Below are 14,059 nucleotides of genomic sequence, written 5' to 3'. Positions count from 1 at the left end.
CGGAGCAAGCCCGGGGACGGTCGTCCCCGGGCTTGCTCCGTTTATCCAACCCGTTGTTACGGCCGCACGGCTTCGAGGGCCCGGCGGGCGGGACCTTGAATGCTTTCGAGGGCGGTCGCCACGGCGCGGCGGCCTGGCTTCCCACGGCCTTCCCAGTCGGACCCGGTCTTGAAGTCGGCTTCCGCTTCCTTCTTCTTCCCCTGTGCATACTTGCTGAGACCGAGGAAGTACCAGTATCGGGCATCAGTCTGGTCGGCCTTGCCCGCACGGGCGAACGCGGCCTCGGCGTCGGCGTACCGGCCGGCGAAGTAGGCGGTCGTGCCGGCGTCGAACGCCGTTGCGGCCTCGGCCGTCTTGGCCACGAACACGTCGTTGAGCGGAACGATGGCCCCACTCTTCACGGTCGCCATCTGCCGCTGGAACTGGTCGGTCAACTCAGCCATCTTGGCCTCGAACGCCTTCGCGTCGGCGGAGCGAGCCGCTTGCGCCTTTTGGATTTCCAACGCGGCGAGTTTCTGCTGTTCGGTCGCCTGTTCCTGTGCCTTCGCGACTTTCGCGTCGGCGTCCTTGGTCGCGGCGGCGACGGCCGTTTTCACTTCATCCTTGATCCGCGCGTCGGCCGTGTCCACCTTCTTTTGCAGGTCGGCCATCGACTTCTCGGCGGCGGTCTTCGCGTCGGCCAGTTGTTTCTCGGCCGTCGCCTGAGCCGCGGTCAGCTTGTCGGTCGACGCCTTCAGGGCCGTGTCGGCGGCCTCCTTCTGCTTCTTCAACTCGTCGCGGGCGTCGGTCAGTTCTTTCGCGAGTTTGGCCGTGTCGCCTTCGCCCGTGATGAGGTTCGCTTTCTTCAATGCTTCCGGTAGTGCCGCGATCGCCTTCTCGCGGTCGGCCTTCTCGTCGATCAGCTTCGCGGCCTTCAGCTTGTCGATGACCGGATCGAGTGTGGCGTCGGCGGCTTTCAGCTTCATCGTAGCGGCGTCGGCCGCGAGCTTGGCGGCGTTGAGGTCCTTGGCTTTTATCGCCACGTCCTCCTTGGCGGCCGTCACCGCAGCCATCAGGGTCGTGTTGTCGTCGGTCACTTTTTTGACTTCGGTGAGGAGACTGGCCTTCTCGTCTTGCAACTTCTTCGTCGTTCCCTCAAGGTCGTCGGCCTTCTTCTTGGCCGCCGCGATCTCTTCGGCCGAAGTCTTCTTCAGGTCGGCCAGATCGCCTTCAAGTTTGCCCTTCGCGGCGGTCGCGGCGGTGGCCGTCTTCATCTCCGCGTTGAGTGCCTTGTTGGCGGCCTCGACCGCAGCCGAAGCGGTTTTCAACTCCGTGTTGATCGCCTTGTTGGCGACCTCGGCGGCGTCGGCCTTCTTCTTGGCGTCGGCCGCAGTCTGTTCGGCGGCGGTCAGTTTCGCCTGCGTGTCGGCGAGGGCAACGGCCGCCTGCGGGTCGGACTTCTTGTCGCCGGACGACCCGCCGGTCAGGAACATGGCCCCGGCCCCGATGCCGGCCCCGGCCAGCAGGCTGATCGCGCTAATCAGCAGGCCGTTGCGAGCTCGTCCCTTCGGCGCGTCGGCGTCCAGGTCGATTTCCGGCCGGGAAACCGGTCGCTTCACGTCGGCCTTGCGGGCCGGCTTCGGAGGGGTGGGCGTGATCGGCCCATCGGTGTCGATCTCGCCCTCGTCGGGAGCCTCGGTCCGCAGCGTCCGCTGTAACGTCGGCTGCCGGTTCGAGGCGTCGCCGAGGCGGTCGGTGACGCCGGCGGCGTCGGTCGACCAGTCGATCAGGCCGCTGTCGGCCGTCTCGTCTTTCGGCAGCGTCACGTCGAACACCGACGCTTCCAGGTCGCCGGCGTGCGGGTCGTCGAGACGGCCCCCGAGCACGGCCGACGTGTTCGCCTCTTCGGCCGTCGTGCCGTCGTCCGACGACCCCATGAGCGGGATCGAGTCGAGGTCGATCTGCCCGCCCGAGCCCGCGGGGTCGGGCTTGTTGAAGATGCTGGACAACTGCCCGGAATCGGCCGTCGGGTCGCGGGACAGGGCGTTCGGGTCGGCGAGGTTCACGCTCGACGAGTGCGGGCCGAGCAGCCCGGCGTCCACGAGGGTGCGATCGCCGAGCAGGTTCGAGTCCGACCCGGCGACGCCGGGGAAGATGTTGAAGTCGGGCCGGCCGGCGTCGGGTTCGTCCTCGACCAACTCCGCGTCGAGCAGGTCCAACCCTTCGCCGAACTCTGGGTCCGGCAGCGAATCGTCCTCGATGATCGGGTTGGCCGAGAGAATACCCGACTCGGGGCCGGTCGCCACGCCCTCACCGGGGTCGAGAGTGCCGCTAGTGTCGACGACTTCAACGCCGGACGAGTCCTCGTCGGTCGGCCCCGGCAGGGCGAAGTTCACGGCGTCCGTCTTCGACCCCGGCAGCACCGGGCTGACGTTGATCGCGTCGGGCGGGGCCATGCTCACCCGGCCGGTGTCCTCCGCCGGCGTGATCAGGTCGGTGAACAGGCTCGACTCGCCAGCCGTGGCTTGGGGCAAGTTCGGGAAGATGCTCGAGTCCGGGGCTTGCGCGCCGGTGAAGAGGGCCGAATCGCCCTTCGGGATCGGCTGCCCGGGGGCGCGGGCGGTCGAGAAGATGTCCGACGGTTCCGGTTCCGTCAGCGGGATCGGCGGCAGGTCGATCTCCGACGACGTGGGATGCAGGGCGGACGACGGCGGGGGCAACTCAAGGCCCTGGCGAATCGGCGGCAGGTCGATCTCCGACGACGTCGGAATCAAGCCCGAATCCGGCTCGACTTTCGGCAGCTCGGCCTTCGGCGGGTCCACCTTCGCGGTCTTGCCGACCTTACTCGCGCCGCTCAGCCAGCCCGACGCCGGATCGACCGGCGTGGTGGGGAGCGGGAGGTTCGTCACTTCCAGCGATTGAGGCTCGGGGCGGACCGGCTTCTTGGGAAGGTTCGACGGCAGGACGGGGGTAGAAGACGCCGGTGCGAGGCCGGGGTTCTTCGCCTTGCTGAAGATGTCCGAGCCGCCCGCGTTGGCCTCCGGCGGCAGGTCGATGTCCGACTGCGTGGGGAGTTGGACGTTGCCGGACGACGGGTGCCAGCTCCCTTTCAAGGGTTCCGTCGGCAAGTTCGGCAGCGACGGCAACTGGAGCGACGGCGTGGCCGGGGTCGCTTCCCGCGGCGGCTTGACCTCGGCGACCGGCGGCGCGTCCGGGGCCTTCGGCCGGGCAATTTTCACCGGCTCGACCGGGTACGAACCGGGGGCGAGGCCGGGGTTCTTCGCCGTACTGAAGATGTCCGAGCCACCGTCACCGATTTCCGGCGGCAGGTCGATGTTCGCCAGCGACGGCACGCCAATGTCGCCCGACGACGGGTGCCAACTGCCGGGGTGTTGGCCGGCAGTTGGCGTTTCGGGCGCGGCCTTCGGCAGTTCGGGCAGGACCTTCGCCTGAGGTACGGAGAGTTCCGCCCATGTCGCAGCGATGTTCGGCGTCGAGGGAATGGGCGGTTTGGCGGCCGGCGGCGTGGTTTCGAGCTTGGTCCCGGAGTTGGAAAGCCAGCCCGAGGCCGGTTCCGTGGGCTTGATCGGCTGGCCGATCGCGGCGTCGCTGTCGGACGCCGCCGGGGCGGCCCGCCGAACGCCGGACGCCGGTCCGGCGGCGATCGGGTTGTCCACGTCCGGCATCAGACCGAGGTCGATGTCGTTATCGGCATTCTCGCTGGCGGCCGGAGCCGGGGGAACCTCCGGCTTGATCTTCGGAAGTCGCAGGCTCGACGACGAACTCGGCTTGAGTTTGCCGCTCAGCGGGCCGGGCGAGAGGATGTCGTCGCTGAGAAGGACCGAATCGTCCGGGTCGGAGAAGAGCATCGTCGAGGGCGGAACCTCCACGTCGGCCACGCTGTCCTCGTCGAGTTGAATGATGTCCGTACTCAGGTCATCGTTCTTGGACGGTGGCAGGCCGACGGGAATGCGGCCGGAGGGCGTTTCGGGCAGCCCCGTCCCGGACGGCGTGGGGGTGATTTGCAGCCAGTCGTCGGTGCGCAACCACTCGGGCAACTCGCTCTTCTTCGGATCGTCGTCGCCGGGCGGATTCGAGCCTTTCGGATTCTTACGTTTGGCCATCGCCCTATCTCCCGTGTGCGCAACCTGGGCCGCCCTTGTCACCGTGGGCCGGTTCGCAGAATTGGACCGCGCCAGCAGTCTAATCGTATTCTTTCAGATCAACAGACGCACGCAAGGGATTTCCCAATTTTCCAGACCGGTCAAGCCGGTGCGGGCGGTACGATCGTCGGCTTGATCGCCCCGGGAGGGACAATTCGGAAGAATAACTTGAATCGGGCAATCGCAGGTTCGTTTAAATATCGTGCATGGAATGCCAGCACTGTGCGCAGGAAAAAATCAGCACTCGGAAGGTGATATTGCCAATTCTCAAATCGGGGTGTGGCATTTTCGGACCCCGGGCTTTATAAATTCTCAGATGCATGGAAATCGTGCCGAACATTGGATTCTGCTCGAAACGTCTCGAATCTGATAAAAACTTGCCGCGTATTGTAAAAGGGAAAACAAACAGAAATGGATGAGAATAAGGCTTTCGTCAGCCCGAGCGGGTTCCGATTTCCGAACCTGGCATCGCCCTTGCGTTCAGAAGATATTATCACCCCGTCTCGCGGCCAAGCCGCTGAAATGGCTCGAATCCGTGAGGGGGTTTATAATTTCTTTCGTCCAATTCCGCTGACCAAATCGTGCGACATGACGATAGCAACAATGGCGACCCCGACGTTCGCGACGACGCCCGTGATGGGCGAGGCGAGCCGGTCGGACATGGAAGTGGTGGAACTCCCGCTGTTGCTCCCCCGCTGGCAGGCTCAGGCTCTGGAAGCCGCTGCTAGCCGCCGCGGCATGACGACCGGCCAAATCCTCCGCAAAGTCATCGGCGACCTGTTCGGCAACCTGCCGACGACCGAAGACAAGGGCTAACCACGGCCGGAAGGCGAACGGGGTGGGGGGCGGTTCCCGCGGAACCGCCCCCCACCCCGCTTCATTTTGTGGGTCACTTCGTCCCGAACAATTCTTCGATCACCCGGCCCGGCGACGTGAGGCCCATGCCCGCGATCTGTTCGCTCGTCAAACCGACACTGTGGTGGACGGTCGCGCACAGGTCGCCGGGCGTCAGCGGCGTGTCGGCCGGCTTCGCCGCCTTTGCGTCGCTGGTGCCGAGAACGCGCCCACCGACCACTCCGCCGCCGGCCATGAGGGCCGAGTAGCAACCCGGCCAGTGTTCGCGGCCGGCCTTATCGTTCACCTTCGGGTCGCGGCCGAATTCGCCGACGGCCAGCACAAGTGTCGATTCGAGCAGCCCCCGCTCCGACAGGTCGCGGAGCAACGCCGACAGGGATTGATCGAGCCACATCGCGTGGCGGTCCTGCATGATCTGGAAGTTGCGGTAATGGTGATCCCAGCCGCCGTCGCCGGAGTCTTCCTCCGCTTCGACGTGGTCGCTCCAGTTCACCTGCACGAACGGCACGCCGGCTTCGACCAGCCGACGGGCGAGAAGGCACGACTGGCCGAACCGCGTGCGGCCGTAGGCGTTCACGGCCTTCGGCGACTCCTGCGACAGGTCGAACATCGCGTGCGTCTTCGCCGACGTGAGCATCGCGAACGCCCGCGAGCGGTAGTCGTTGAGCGTGGACACCGACAGCGACTTTTCGACTTTTCGTTCCGCCTCCGACAGCGATTCCATCAGCTTCTGCCGGTCGGCGAGGCGTTCGGGCGTCAGGTCTTTCGGCAGTTGCAACGCGGGCACCTTCGTGCCGTGGACGGGGTCGTATTCCAAGCGGAAGGGGTCATAAGCCGGCCCGAGGGGGCCGCCGCCCTCGCCGATGATCGGCTTCTTCCCCTGGTGCAGTTTGCCGCCGATCACGAGGAACGGCGAGGCAATGCCGGCCGCCGACCCGCGACCGCGGTTGGCCATCGCCTTCGCGACGATCGACCCGACGGCCGGCCGGGGTGCCCCCGGCAGCGGCTTGCCGTCCAACCCGGTGCCGCCCGCCGGGCTGCCGGTGAGGCCAATGGTCCCGGCGATGCCGTGATCGCTCGACAAGGTGGTGAGCGCGCGCAGGACGGTCATCTTGTCCGACAGCCCAGCGAGCTTCGGGAAGAGTTCGCAGAAGCGGAGGCCGGGGGTGCGGGTCGGGATGGTGGCGAACGGCCCGCGGAATTCGAGCGGGGCGTTCGGCTTCGGGTCCCAAGTGTCGAGTTGACTCGGCCCGCCCCAGAGCCAGACGAGGATGACCGCCTTCGCGGAACCGGGGTTCAAGCCCGACTCCTTCGCCCGCAGGAGGTCCGCCAGTGACAGGCCGAGGACCGACGACGCCCCGATTTGCACGAACGCCCGGCGGTTGAGCGTCTGGCAGGTCCGTTGCGTCTGTTGGCCGAGGAGGAGCATGGTGTTGAGCGTACCCGACCGGCGGTCAGAATGCGAGTGCCGATTTCACCGCGGCGTTCTCGGGGCCATTGCGTGGGAGCCGATCCCTACACCACCTGGAGTGACCCGCGGGTCACGCCGAGTTGGTTCAACGCCCGCAACTCCCGCCAGGCCGTTCGGCCGTCGTCCTGCCCGGCGATCACCCGGGCGTAGCGGGCCAACAGCGGTCGGATCTGTTCGGGAGTCTCACGCAACAGGTCGACGCGGAACCAGTTCACGCCGAGTTTCCGCATCCCGCCGACGTACTCGGCCGCACTCTGGGGCACGCTGTTGAAGACCGTGTTCCGGCACCCGGCGTCGGCCAGAACTGGGAAATTCGCTCCCGTACGATCCCGCAACTCAACGCGGTGGCGGTCGCACGGCCGGCCGCACTCGGTGTGGTCTTTGCCGTTCGAGAGCGTGTGGGCGAACACGCAATATTCGTTGTGGAACATCGGCATGTGTTGGTGGACGACGGCCTCGAACCGGGTCGGGTCGGCGTGGGCCATGAGTGCGGCGAACTGATCCCAGTTCAGGTCGAAGCTCGGCACGAGGCGTTCCAGCCCTTCCGCGAGGAGTATGCCGGCGGTCAGGTCGTTCGCCACGTTCAGGCTGAAGTCGCCGATCAGGGTGGCCGTCGGCAGTTGCTCGCGGAAGTACCCGATCGACGCGAGGTTCCGCACGAGCACGGCGTCCGGCTTCGCCCGCACGACCAGCGATTGGAACCCGTCCTCGCCCGGCTTCCAGACCCGCAACGGGGCCACGCCGATCGGCACGCCGGCCGCGTTCGCACGGCTCACCGCGTCTGCGTACCGGCGGGCGTCTTCGAAGTCGCAGTAGACCATCGCCGGGCGAACGCTGAGGACCGCGTCGAGTTGGTCGAGGCTGCGGACGAGGACGGTCAAGTGCGGAGTGCGGGGCTCGGAATGCGGAGTGAAAGACTTGCGGAGTGAGGTGAGGGCGTTCGCCTCCGCGATGGCTTGACGCCGCGATGTCAGCACCGTGTCGGCGAGACTCTTCGCGGCCTGACGGCGGAGGTCGTTCAGGACACTCTTCGGAACGAGGACGTTCGGTGGCAGGTCGAGGGTGACGCCGGCGAGTTCGAACGGCGTGTCGCCGAGGCGGGCGAGTTGCTCACGGATTTCGTCGGCCGTCGTTGCCCGCTTGGTGGCGACTTCCAGCGGGCCGGGCCACACGGCCGTGGCGTCTCGGAAGGTGAGCGTCAGCGGGCCGCCGACCGTGCCGGCGAGCGTAGCCGTGACGGGCTGCCGACGGGCGATCTTGTCTTGCGAGTAGGTCTGTTCGAGCTTCTTCCGCAACGCCGGGTCGTCGGTCTTCCACACCTCGCAGCCGACGGGGATGCGCGAATGGTCGAGGGCGTTCGCTTCGAAGGTGAGAGTCACCTCCGCAAAGCCCACCCGTCGCGACGGGTGGGCTTTCGGCACTTCCACCTTCCACACGCGGCCGCCCGGTTCCTGTTCCTGCGGCGTGCCGATGTCGAACAGCACGCCGTCGCCGGCGCGAATCAATTCTTCGACCGGCAATTGTTCCGCCAGCCGCACGGTCACGCCGAGTCGGGACACGCCGGCCACCGTACCGAGCTTCACGCCGCGGCTCTTCGGGAACCGGCCGCGCACGAGTTTCTGATGGTTCACGCCGTCGAGGAAGCCCGGCGTTAGGCCGCGGCTGAACGTCTGTGCAAGATCGAGTTCGTCCTTGCGCGGCAGGCGGAAGTCGGCGTTCGCCACGGCCGCGTCGATGGCCTGGCGGTACGTCTTCGTGGTGGCCGCAACGTAGGGGCCGCCCTTCAGCCGGCCCTCGATCTTGAACGAGATCACGCCGGCCTCAATGAGCGGGGCGATGTGGTCGTAGGCCGCGAGGTCTTGCGGGCTGAGAAGGTACGCCTTGTCCCCGAGGTCGCGGCGCTCGCCGTCCACGATCAGCTCGTAGGGCAGCCGGCACGCCTGGGCACACTGGCCGCGGTTCGCGCTGCGGCCGCCGAGGGCTTCGCTCGTCAGGCACTGGCCGCTGTACGCCACGCAGAGGGCACCGTGGACGAAGACTTCGACCGGCACGTCCGTGTTGGCCGTCACCTTGCGAATATCGTTGAGTGACAACTCGCGGGCCAACACCACACGCTCGACGCCGAGCTTATGGACGAACGCGATGCCGCGCGGTTCGGTCAGCGTCATCTGCGTGCTGCCGTGGATCGGCAGCGTCGGGGCGATGCGCTTCATCAGTTGCACGAGGCCGAGGTCTTGCACGATGACCGCGTCCACGCCGGCCGCCGCCATCGCCGCGATGAACTTCTCCGCGTCCGGCAGTTCGTCGCTGAAGATGAGCGTGTTCATCGCCACGAAGCCGCGGACGTTCCGCCGGTGGAGGAAGTCCATCACCTTCGGCAGTTCATCGAGCGTGAAGTTGGCCGCCCGTGCGCGGGCGTTGAACTGCGACAGGCCGAAGTAGACGGCGTCCGCCCCGTTCGCCACGGCCGCCCGCATCGCCTCCCAATCGCCGGCCGGGGCGAGAAGCTCAAGATGGTTCGAAGTCTGCATACGGTGATTCTACGGCGAAACTTGCCGGCACTACTGCACTTGTTTGTCGCAGTTCGGGCGGTTCCAATAGACCAACACCACGGACCGACACGGAGTCATCGCCTTGGAACACAAATTCCAGATCAACCTGCGCGGCATCATCGACCTACTGTCCGAGCACATCTACAGCAGCCCGGAGGTGTACGTCCGCGAGTTGTTGCAGAACGCGGTGGACGCCATCACCGCCCGCGGGCACGTCGAGCCGGACCACGTCGGCGACATCCAGATGGAGTGCCACTTGCCGAAGGGCAAGCCGCCGATGCTGGTCGTCACCGACAACGGCATCGGGCTGACGATCGACGAGGTCCACACGTTCCTCTCGACCATCGGCCTCAGTTCCAAGAAGGGCGGCGAGCAGACGCGGTCCGGCGACTTCATCGGGCAGTTCGGCATCGGCATCCTGTCGTCGTTCGTCGTCAGCGAAGATATCGTCGTCATCACGAAGTCGGCGAAAGAGCCGACCGCCAAGCCGGTCGAGTGGCGGGCGAAGGGCGACGGCACGTACACCGTGAAGGAACTCGACCGCGACTTCGAACCCGGCACGCAAGTCTGGCTGACGGCGAAGCCGGGTCGCGAAGACCTGTTCCAGCCGGACCGCGTGAAGATGCTCGCCCGCAACTACGGCGGGCTGCTGCCGTACCCGATCCGGCTGATCGTCGGCAAGACGGTGGACGTGATCAACGAAGGCGGCGCGCCGTGGCGGGATCGGTTCGCGAACGAGAAGGACCGGCAGAAGGTGCTGCTCGCCTACGGCCGCGAGATGTTTGGCATCGACTTCTTCGACGCCGTGCCGATCCGCTCGGAGGTCGGCAAGCTCGACGGCGTGGCGTTCATCCTGCCGTTCACGCCGGCCGCCAACACGCGGCGGAAGCACCGCGTCTACCTCAAGAACATGTTCCTGTCGGACGCCGTCGAGAACCTGCTGCCCGACTGGGCGTTCTTCGTGCAAGTGGTGGTGAACGCCAACGACCTGCGGCCGACGGCGTCGCGCGAGTCGTTCTACGAAGACTCGAAGCTGGCGAAGACGCGCATCGCGATCGGCGACAGCCTGCGGAAGTACTTGATCGACCTGGCCGAGAAGCGACCGGAGAAGATGCGGCGGTTCATCGCCGTCCACCACCGGGCGATCAAGGGGTTGGCCGTCGAAGACGACGAAGTCTGCCGGCTGTTCCTTGACTGGCTGCCGTTCGAAACGTCCCTCGGCGAGATGACGTTCGGCGATTACCGGCAGGCCACCGACCGCGTGCGGTACGTCCCGAACGTCGACGCCTTCCGGCAGATCGCCCGCGTGGCGGCCGCCCAGAACCTGCCGGTCATCAACGCCGGCTACCTGCACGACGCGGAACTGCTGGCGAAGGTGCCCGACGTGTTCCCGCACCTGACCGTGGAGTCGGTGGACTCGACGACGGTGACGCAGGACTTCGACGACCTGACCGACGCGGAACTCGACGCCGTCCACGACTTCCTCGCGACGGCCGAGCAAATCCTGCGGCCGTTCCGCTGCTCGGCCGAGGCGAAGCGGTTCAAGCCCGCGGAGTTGCCGGCACTGTACAGCACGAACAACGAGGGCCGGTTCTTCCGCTCGCTGGAGCAGTCGCGCGAGGTGGCGAACCCGCTCTGGTCCGGCGTCCTCGACAACATGAGCCGCCGTGACAAGGCGAGCCTGACGACGGCGCAGTTCTGCTTCAACTTCAACAACTCGCTCGTGCAGAAGTTGGCAACCGTGAAGGACGCGAAAAAACTGACGCGGGCCGTGCAGATGCTTTATGTGCAAGCGCTGCTGTTGGGTCACCACCCGTTGTCGGCGAAGGAACTGGCGATTCTCAACGACGGATTGCTGGGGATGGTGGACGACTCGTTGTAGTCGAAAGCCCCGGGGGCGGTCGTCCCGGGGCTTTCGACCAACAGAATAGTTCATGCAACTGGGGTAAGCGGCACGATATACAGGGGTGACGGAAGGAGTCCCCCTATGCCGCCGTGCCGACTCAGTTTCGCCGTTCTACTCATCCTCGCGGGCCAATCGGCGTTCGCGCAGTCGCGCTCCCCAACCGCCAAGCCCGCCGCCTCGCCAACTTCCGCCATCCTCGATCTCGTGCCGGCCGCCCATCGGGACGCCGTCTCGAAGGTGATGGCCAAGCCCACGCTGACGGCCAAGTACACCGAGGACGCCTTTCAGGCGCACGAGGCGATCTACCCGTGGCTGTTGGAACACCCCGACCGCGTGTCGCTCGCGTGGCAGCGGCGGGACGTGGGGTGCGTCGAGATCAAGGACACCGGCAACGGCTCGTTCTCGTGGTCCGACCCGGACGGCAGCCAACTGACGTGGCAGGCCGTCGCGAAGCTCACCGACGGCGTGGTCTGGTACGCGACCGGCAAGGTGAAGGCGGCCGCACTGCTGCCGATGGTGCCGGTGAAGGCCGTGGCCGTGGTGAAGTACCCGAGCAAGCCGACGGACCAGAAGGGGATCGTCACCCTCACGCCGGAAGCGTCGGTCTACCTCGTCTCGGAAAGCCGGGCGGCGAACGCCGTGATGCGCATGGCCGGTCCGGCCGCCCCGAAGATGGCCGAGGAGGGGGCGGAACAACTCCTGTTCTTCTTCAGCGGCATCGCGTCACACATCAAAGAGAATCCCGAGAAGGCCCAGGCACTTCTGGCGGCGAAGAAGAAGTAACCGCGACCCGGCGGCCCGTGTGGTGCTGGGCGGCGCTGAAGGCGTCCACTACGCGGTCGAGCGGGAACGTCTCGGCGATCAGTGATTCGAGCGGGTAAACTTTCCCAGGCCCGGCGAGGAAGTCGAGGGCCGCCCGCAGGTGCCGACTCTGGTAGTTGTGAATGCCGCGGAGCGTCAGCATCCGGCGGACGAACTGTTGCGGGTCGAGCGATACTGCCGGTGTGGGCGAAACAGTACCGGCCAGAACGACGACGCCCCCGGTGCGAACCCGCCCGAGGCACGCCCCGACCGTCTCCGCCCGCCCTGCCAATTCCAGGGCCACGTCTCCTCCCCGCGGGCCGACAATCTCTCTCAGGTCGGAGTCAAAAGCCGGATCGTTCGGGTCCAGTGTGTGCGTTGCCCCGAAGGCGATGGCCCGTTCGCGGCTGCCGCGGTCAGGGTCCACGGCGATGACCGCCCGCGCTCCGTGCGCCGCGATCATCGCACACGCGAGAAGGCCGAGCAATCCGGCCCCATAGATCAGGACCGTTTGCCCTGCCACGGGACCGGCCGCTTCGAGGACGGCGGCGACGGTCGCCCCGGCACAGTTTGCGAGCGACGCCACCGGCGTACTCAGGTTATCCGGCACACGAAACCATTCCGTGCCGGGAACGAGCGTGATCGCGTCGGCCAACCCCCCGCCGTTGGGGTGGTCGGGGCTGGTCCGGTGGTGACCGTACTTGACACCGCGTTCGCACTTCTGAGGCAAATCGCGTTCGCAGTAGAAGCAACTCCCGCACGCCGCCACGATCGCCCACGTGATGCGATCGCCGATCGACGCGACTTGCCCGGTGGCGTCCGACCGATTCGCGGCCGGGCCGAACGATTCGATCTCGCCGACGACTTCGTGCCCGAGGATTGTCGGCGTCGGCTCGATCCGTTGGCCGGTGTACGTCGCCAGATCGCTTCGGCACAACGTGCAGCACAGCATCCGCACGCGGACTTCCGCCCCGGTCGGCGGCACCGTCGATTGCGGCAGCGATTGCAACGGCTGTCCCGCACCTGTGAAGAGCATCGCCCGTGGCGTCATGGAGAACTCCGCAGTCGGCGAAAGTAGATCGCGGCCGGGATCAAGGCCGCCGCGCCGGCCACGGCCGCGGTCGTGCAGAGCGTCCGAAAGAACGGCAGTATCCCGTCCTCGGGCCGATACTGGAACAGTTGCCGGGAGAGTAACACGGCCACGTACCCGAGGTAACCGAAAGCGTCCGCCAAGTACATCAGGTAGCCGACGTTGCCACGATCGCGCGTTATCGCGATGAATCGCTCGAATACGGTCGTGTGAACCGCGATATAGGGCAGGTATAGCCCGACACCCAACAGAACCATGAATAAGAACGGCGAGATGGCCACCGACCCCAACCCTTGTACGACGGCGGCCGTGAGACAGAGGCCGAGCCAGGAGAGTCCGAGCGCAAGAAAGAACGCCGTGCGGTTGTCGCGGACGAAGACCATCGAGCCGTTCAAGACCAGGATACCCAGTGCGACGACCACTTCGGGCCACGTGAACAAGCCGGGGGCTTGGGCGACACCGAGGCCGGCCCATATCTCCGCAGCAAAGTCGGCCCGGATGTTGCGCAGGATCGTCACCATCACATACATGAACACGATCAGTCCCAAGCCGACTCCGGACCGGCGTAAGAACCGCCGGCGGTCCGCGACTGACATTGGAGGTCGCTCGGCCCGGGCCGCGATGTCCGCGGCGTTCGGTGGCGGGACGCCGCGGAGGATGGCACAGCCGATGACCAACGGTGGCACGAACAGCAGCCCCGTTACGAACGGCATCCACAACTGCGGTACCCCGGCCGTCAACATCAGCGAGCCGACCGACTTCACCGCCCCGTCCGCGACGATGAAGCTGGTGCAGAGGGCCGCGAGCAGTGCCTCGGTGTTGCGACGGCCTTCGAGGAACCCCATGATCAGCCCGAAGATCATCCCGAGCATCAGGCCGTTCGTGAACAGCCAGACCGCGTTAAACGGGGCCGGCGTCACGGCGAACAGCAGGAGCGAGACTTCCGCCAGCCCGACTTGGACCAACAACGACCGTACCCGTCGATGGGGTTCGATCTCGGCGACGAACCGGATGCCGACGAACTTACTGACCATGTACCCGCCGACTTGAGCGGCTACCAGCACCGTCTTGAAGCTCACGCCCCCGACCGCCTCGATGTCGCTGTAGGTGGCGACGGTGAACGGCTTCCGAAAGGCGTACATGCAGAAGTACGTGCCGAACGCGGCGACGACGGTGCCGACCGTGACGCGCCACGGAGTTACCGGCAATCGGGATTCGGGCGGTGCGGTCACACGCTCGTTC

General features: G+C 66.3%; 8 protein-coding genes. 3 read left to right on the top strand and 5 right to left on the bottom strand.

Annotation, left to right across the window (positions count from 1 at the left end; all coding sequences use genetic code 11):
- Nucleotides 1-56: 56 nt before the first annotated feature.
- Nucleotides 57-4,103: a hypothetical protein gene (locus PX52LOC_RS07815; RefSeq protein WP_149109563.1), complete on the bottom strand. Its 4,047-nt coding sequence runs from the start codon at nt 4,101-4,103 to the stop codon at nt 57-59.
- Nucleotides 4,104-4,730: 627 nt separating this feature from the next.
- On the opposite strand from PX52LOC_RS07815, the gene PX52LOC_RS07810 reads away from it, so the two are divergent.
- Nucleotides 4,731-4,958, top strand: a complete 228-nt coding sequence (locus PX52LOC_RS07810; RefSeq protein ID WP_149109562.1) for a hypothetical protein — start codon at nt 4,731-4,733, stop codon at nt 4,956-4,958.
- 73 nt (nt 4,959-5,031) lie between these two features.
- Here the strand turns inward: PX52LOC_RS07810 and PX52LOC_RS07805 are convergent, their stop codons facing one another.
- Nucleotides 5,032-6,426 carry a DUF1501 domain-containing protein gene (locus PX52LOC_RS07805; RefSeq protein WP_149109561.1) on the bottom strand — a complete coding sequence of 465 codons (1,395 nt, stop codon included), beginning with the start codon at nt 6,424-6,426 and terminating at the stop codon, nt 5,032-5,034.
- Nucleotides 6,427-6,512: 86 nt separating this feature from the next.
- Nucleotides 6,513-8,999: a U32 family peptidase gene (locus PX52LOC_RS07800; protein WP_149109560.1), complete on the bottom strand. Its 2,487-nt coding sequence runs from the start codon at nt 8,997-8,999 to the stop codon at nt 6,513-6,515.
- 103 nt (nt 9,000-9,102) lie between these two features.
- Here PX52LOC_RS07800 and PX52LOC_RS07795 point away from each other — a divergent pair, with 103 nt between their 5' ends.
- Together PX52LOC_RS07795 and PX52LOC_RS07790 are read left to right on the top strand one after the other, a co-directional pair.
- Nucleotides 9,103-10,902: an HSP90 family protein gene (locus tag PX52LOC_RS07795; protein ID WP_149109559.1), complete on the top strand. Its 1,800-nt coding sequence runs from the start codon at nt 9,103-9,105 to the stop codon at nt 10,900-10,902.
- Nucleotides 10,903-11,007: 105 nt separating this feature from the next.
- On the top strand, nt 11,008-11,709 hold the full coding sequence (locus PX52LOC_RS07790; RefSeq protein ID WP_149109558.1) for a hypothetical protein: 702 nt from the start codon (nt 11,008-11,010) through the stop codon (nt 11,707-11,709).
- Here the strand turns inward: PX52LOC_RS07790 and PX52LOC_RS07785 are convergent.
- Both PX52LOC_RS07785 and PX52LOC_RS40310 read right to left on the bottom strand, forming a co-directional pair.
- Entirely contained in the window at nt 11,657-12,778 is a 1,122-nt protein-coding gene (locus PX52LOC_RS07785; RefSeq protein WP_168218861.1) for a zinc-binding dehydrogenase, read from the bottom strand. The two genes, PX52LOC_RS07790 and PX52LOC_RS07785, sit on opposite strands and share 53 nt — an antisense overlap.
- Nucleotides 12,775-14,049, bottom strand: coding sequence for a DUF5690 family protein (locus tag PX52LOC_RS40310; protein ID WP_168218860.1), 1,275 nt, complete (start codon nt 14,047-14,049; stop codon nt 12,775-12,777). The genes PX52LOC_RS07785 and PX52LOC_RS40310 overlap by 4 nt, the downstream gene beginning before the upstream one ends.
- Nucleotides 14,050-14,059 lie beyond the last annotated feature (10 nt).

Origin of the sequence: Limnoglobus roseus (assembly GCF_008254045.1) — a bacterium.
Taxonomy (GTDB): Bacteria; Planctomycetota; Planctomycetia; order Gemmatales; family Gemmataceae; genus Limnoglobus; species Limnoglobus roseus.
This window is presented reverse-complemented; position numbering and strand designations above follow the sequence as displayed.

What these genes read in the sequence shown, in the direction of transcription:
- PX52LOC_RS07790 (WP_149109558.1), top strand. Translation starts at nt 11,008, where the DNA reads ATGCCGCCGTGCCGACTCAGTTTCGCCGTTCTACTCATCCTCGCGGGC.
- PX52LOC_RS07810 (WP_149109562.1), top strand. Translation starts at nt 4,731, where the DNA reads ATGACGATAGCAACAATGGCGACCCCGACGTTCGCGACGACGCCCGTG.
- PX52LOC_RS07785 (WP_168218861.1), bottom strand. Translation starts at nt 12,778, where the DNA reads ATGACGCCACGGGCGATGCTCTTCACAGGTGCGGGACAGCCGTTGCAA.
- PX52LOC_RS07805 (WP_149109561.1), bottom strand. Translation starts at nt 6,426, where the DNA reads ATGCTCCTCCTCGGCCAACAGACGCAACGGACCTGCCAGACGCTCAAC.
- PX52LOC_RS07815 (WP_149109563.1), bottom strand. Translation starts at nt 4,103, where the DNA reads ATGGCCAAACGTAAGAATCCGAAAGGCTCGAATCCGCCCGGCGACGAC.
- PX52LOC_RS07800 (WP_149109560.1), bottom strand. Translation starts at nt 8,999, where the DNA reads ATGCAGACTTCGAACCATCTTGAGCTTCTCGCCCCGGCCGGCGATTGG.